At 65.4% G+C, this 4,579-nt stretch carries 5 protein-coding genes; 1 reads left to right on the top strand and 4 read right to left on the bottom strand.

Annotated elements, in window-relative coordinates:
- The coding region (locus HCZ87_RS19880; protein WP_254868714.1) for a hypothetical protein at window positions 1-402 on the top strand (402 nt) is incomplete at its 5' end.
- A gap of 60 nt (window positions 403-462) precedes the next feature.
- On the opposite strand, the gene HCZ87_RS19875 is transcribed toward HCZ87_RS19880, so the two are convergent.
- From HCZ87_RS19875 to HCZ87_RS19860, 4 genes are all read right to left on the bottom strand, one after another.
- Window positions 463-1,878 carry an MATE family efflux transporter gene (locus tag HCZ87_RS19875; protein ID WP_167646726.1) on the bottom strand — a complete coding sequence of 472 codons (1,416 nt, stop codon included), beginning with the start codon at window positions 1,876-1,878 and terminating at the stop codon, window positions 463-465.
- A 149-nt stretch (window positions 1,879-2,027) separates the two neighbouring features.
- A complete protein-coding gene (locus HCZ87_RS19870) occupies window positions 2,028-3,062 on the bottom strand; it encodes a nickel/cobalt transporter (protein ID WP_368484152.1) in 1,035 nt (344 codons plus the stop codon).
- Window positions 3,059-3,709, bottom strand: a complete 651-nt coding sequence (locus HCZ87_RS19865) for a DUF1007 family protein (protein WP_167646724.1) — start codon at window positions 3,707-3,709, stop codon at window positions 3,059-3,061. The genes HCZ87_RS19870 and HCZ87_RS19865 overlap by 4 nt, the downstream gene beginning before the upstream one ends.
- Window positions 3,710-3,819: 110 nt before the next feature.
- A complete protein-coding gene (locus tag HCZ87_RS19860; RefSeq protein ID WP_167646722.1) occupies window positions 3,820-4,428 on the bottom strand; it encodes a carboxymuconolactone decarboxylase family protein in 609 nt (202 codons plus the stop codon).
- Window positions 4,429-4,579: the final 151 nt, after the last annotated feature.

The raw sequence follows: 4,579 nt of genomic DNA, 5'->3' as shown, positions 1-4,579 counted from the left end.
CTGCCCGACTATTTCTTTCGCATCGGTGAAAACGGCGCGCTGGTCTTTCGCGTGATCTCCGAAACCCGCAGCCGCCGGATCGAAATGGATCAGATCGCCGTGATCAATCTGCGCAAGGGAGAGGTCAAACCCCATGGTGACCGCGACCTCAGCGCCGAGGATCACCGCGCCATTGCCAACTGGATGGCCGAGCGTGCCGCGCTGCTGGAAGAGCGCGAGATGGATGACATCCTGCGCAGCGTCGATCACCTGAACCTGACCAGCCAATGGGCCCAGTCCCGCGCCACCGATGCGCAGCTGGAGGCGGTCACCGACCAATTGCTGCTCGCCATGCATGACCTGCGCAACGTCTTGGTGCGCAAAAAGGCAGAACGGCTGTCGCAGCCGGAGCAACCAGAGTAACCGGAACACCGGGACACCGCCGCGCGTGACAAACGCAGGCGCGGCACAACCGGCGCAGGCTCAGGCCGCCCGGCCCGCGCCAAGATCCCCCGCCCCGCCCGGCGGCACCGGTGGCACGCCAACCTGCCGCAGCGTATGCAGCCAGAACCGCGCCAGCAGCAGCACACCGGCACAGCTCAGCCCGAGGATCAGGCCGATCCATACGCCCACCGGACCATAGCCAAGGTAGAACCCCAGCACATAAGAGCTGGAAACCCCCACCGCCCAATAGCTGAGCGCCGCCATCACCATGGGCACCGCCGTATCCAAGAGCCCCCGCAGCAGGCCCAGGGCAATCGCCTGCATGCCGTCCATCAACTGGAACAGCGCCGCCATCGCCAGCAGGACCACGCCGATCTCCAGGATTTCCGGCCGATGCGGGTCGTTTGGATCCAGGAACATCAGGATCAGCGGCTCCGGCGTCAGGAAAAACACCAGCGCCGTCGCCAGCGCGAGCACAAAGGACGCCGCCGTCACCACGATCGCGCCACGCACCATATGCGCCTTGTCATTGCGCCCCAGCGCATTGCCGACCCGGATGGTGGCCGCATTGGACAGCCCCAGATGCACCATGAAGATCGCCCCGGTCACCGACATCGCAATCCCATGTGCCGCCAGCGCCAATGTGCCCAGCCAGCCCATCATCAGCGCCGAGGCGGAAAACAGGCTCACCTCGCAAAGCGTCGTCAGGCCGATCGGCAGGCCATGGCGCGCGATCTCACGCATCATCTCCCAGTCGGGACGGTGCAGGTTGCGCAGCAGGTCATGCTCGGGCAGCCGCCAGAGCGCATAGGCCATCACCGCCACGACCGACACGATCTGCGTTCCCAAAGAGGCCAGCGCCGCGCCGCGCAGACCCAGCTCCGGGGCGCCGAAATGACCAAAGATCAGCACGTAGTTCACCAAGCCATTGACCACCGCGGCCATCACCGTGGCGCCAAACACCGCCTGGGTGCGCTCCAGCCCGGCCAGATAGGATTTCAACACCATGACCAAAAGCGCCGGGAAGATCCCCCAGCTCGCGATGCGCAGATAATCCCCCGCATCCGCCGCCACCTGCGGCGCTTGCCCCGCCGCCAGCAGGATGTCTTCGGAAAACCACATCAAGGGCATCGCCAACAGGCTATAGACCACCGAAAGCCAGAGCCCCATGCGGGCCGAGCGGCGGATGCGGCGGTGATCATCGGTGGCGGCGGCAGAGGCCACCATCGGCATGACAGCAAAGGCAAACCCGGCGCCAAGGATGAACCAGACAAAGAAATAGCTCTGCGCCAGCGTCACCGCGGCCAGTTCCTCAACGCCATACCAGCCCAGCATGACCGTATCGGTCAGACCGATCGCAAATTGCGCCACATGGCCGCCGATCAGGGGCAGGCCCAACACCGCAATTGCCCTGGCGTGGCCGCGATAGCTCATCTGTTGCTGTAAATTCACCATGCTGCGCACTCCTTCCCCGATGCCTTAGGCCGGGCGCGAAACCGTCACAAGATGGCACCGCGTACCGATACAATTGCACAAGGATTAAGCAAGAGTGAAACGCTATTTCCCCGGGGTCGGATCCGGCACAAGCCCGCTTGTGGTCCCGGTCACAGGCTGCGCGACAGCAGCTCCAGGCAGAACAGCATGACCAGCGCCCCGGCGCAGACCTCCAGCGCCGCCGCCAGACGCAAGGCTCCTGAGCCGCCGCCGGAGCCGCCAAGCAGCCGCGCCAGCAGACCACCGCGCACCCCCGCCGCCAGCAGCGCCACGCAGAGGGTGACGCTGGCGGTGCCCAGCCCCATGGCAAAGGCTCCGGCAATGCCAGCGCCCAGCACCTCCAGCCGCCAGGTCAGCAACAACAGGAACACCGCCCCGGTGCAGGGCCGGGCCGCAATGCTGAGCACGATCGCCAGCGCCTCGCGCCAGGAGGAGAGCTGCGCGGCCTCCTCCAGCGTCGGGCCATGGCGATGGCCGCAGCTGGCGCAGATCTCGCCCGGCCCGTGATGGTGATGGCTGTGGTCATGGGTGTGGTCATGGTCGGCGTGCGGATGATGGGCGCCGTGATCCTGCGATTGGTCCTGACCCTCGGCGGGATGCGTCGACAGCACCCGCCCACCGAGGGGCGCCCGCAGCCGCCAGGCCCGCCGCAGCCCGCGCAACACCAGATAGAGCCCAAGACAGGCCATCAACCCGTAAGACACCGGCGCCAAAGCCTTTTCTGCCATATCGGTCAGCTCGACCCGGCTCCAGTCAAACAGCTGCACGCCCGCCAGCACCAGAAGCACCGCCGCCCCGGCCTGCGCCAGCGAGGAGGCCACCGCCAGCGCCGACAACCGCCAAAGCGTCACCGCACGGCCCAGCCCATAGCCGCCGATCACCAGCTTGCCATGGCCCGGCCCCGCCGCGTGAAAGAAACCGTAGCTGAAACAGATGCCCATCAGCCCCCACCAGGCCCCCGGCGCGCCGCTCTTCAGCGCCCGCAGCCCATGGGCCATGGCGCGCTGCGCCTGCCGCTGCGCCGCCACCGCCTCGCGCATCACATGATCCGCCCCGCCAAAGCCCCAAAGCCAGATCGCCAGCGCCGCAACCGCAATCAGCCCCAGGAGGACCAGACCAGTCAGCGCCCGCCGTGCCACCGTCACCCCTCGCAATCCAGCGTCACGGTGGTGGCAAAGGCCGCCCCCACCTCGGGAAAGCCGGTCTCGGCCTGATCTGCGGGAATCGCATAAAGCAGCTCTTCGACCCTGGTATAGGCCTCATCCAGATCCGGCGGCGTGATGGTCGCGCTGCACGGCCCGCTGACCTCGACTCCGCGGCTCAGGTCATAGGCGGTATAATAGGTCGGATCATAGGGTTTGATATCCACGCCACTGGCCGTCACCGGACTGTCGCTGATCACCGCGCGGCGATGACGGGTGGTGATGACCCCATCCACAACGCTGGTTTCCAGCGGCTCCGGTGGGCCAAGCGTGATCGGCTGGCCGTCGCGGCTGAGGTAAAGATCGCCCTCAAACCCCTCGCTCCAGTTCAGATCAAACCCCTGCACCTGCGCCAGCTCTTCGGGGGTCAGCGCCCCGTCCAGATCATCATCCAGCGCCAGATCCTCAAAGATCAGCAAGGAATAGAATTCGTCATAGGCCCAGGTGACATCGACCGCGGTCAGCGCCGCCTCCGGGCTGACCTCCAGCGTCAGCCCCGTTTCCACAAAGATATGCGGATGCGCCAGCACCGGCGCGGGCAGCAATAGCGCAAAACTGAGGGCACGACTGAGGACAAGGGGGCGCTTCATGGACCACCCATACGAAATCGCCCGCCTCCCCTCAAGAGACCTCACGCCCCGCTCACGCCCCTGTGCAGCAAACTGCAAGGCGCTGCGCCAGATCCCGCCGACCTGCGCCCTCAGCTGTGCCGCCAGTCGCTTTCATCCGCGTCGTTGTTGGGCTGCAACCCCAGCACCTCGCCCGCGCTGCTGCCGCCCAGCCCCATCACCGTGCGGTTGGCATAGGCGAAATAGGCCACCACCTGGTTGATCTCCAGAATCTCGCCATCGCTCAGCCCCTCGTCGCGCAGCAGCTTGATATCGCGCTCTTCGACGCTGTCGGGCTGCCGCGTGAGCTTTTCGGCATAGCGCAGGGCGGCCCTGTCGGCCTGGCGCACCGGCACCTTGGACAGATCGCCCGCCTCCAGCGCTTCGCGGATCGCCTGAAGCCGCGCATCATCGTCGAGCAGCCGCTTCATCCCCGCCAGATGGTGATCGCGACAATAGGCGCAGCCGTTCAGGATCGACACCCAGACCCCGATCAGCTCCAGGCACCATTTGGGCACCGAATTGCCAGTGTTATGCAACACGCTCTTGCAGAGCGTCATATGCCCCTCCAGCGAATGCGGCCGCAGGGAATGCAGCTGAAGGATGTTGTTCACGACCTTTTCCGGCCCCGCCATACGGTCATATAGCATGCGCAGCTTTCCCGTCGCAGCCGCAAACGAGATGGTCTCAATCCAGGCCATCGTACCTCTCCTACCATTTATACTAAGGACACTAGATCCCGGCGGATGTATTGCAAGGCGCCCCTGTTTCAATCCTTCCTGACACGAACCTGACATCCCCAGCAAAAAAACCGGAAAAATCGCGCGATTGGCCCTACGTCATGCCGCGCAC

This window comes from Phaeobacter sp. HF9A (genome assembly GCF_011806385.1).
GTDB lineage: Bacteria > Pseudomonadota > Alphaproteobacteria > Rhodobacterales > Rhodobacteraceae > Epibacterium.
This window is presented reverse-complemented; position numbering and strand designations above follow the sequence as displayed.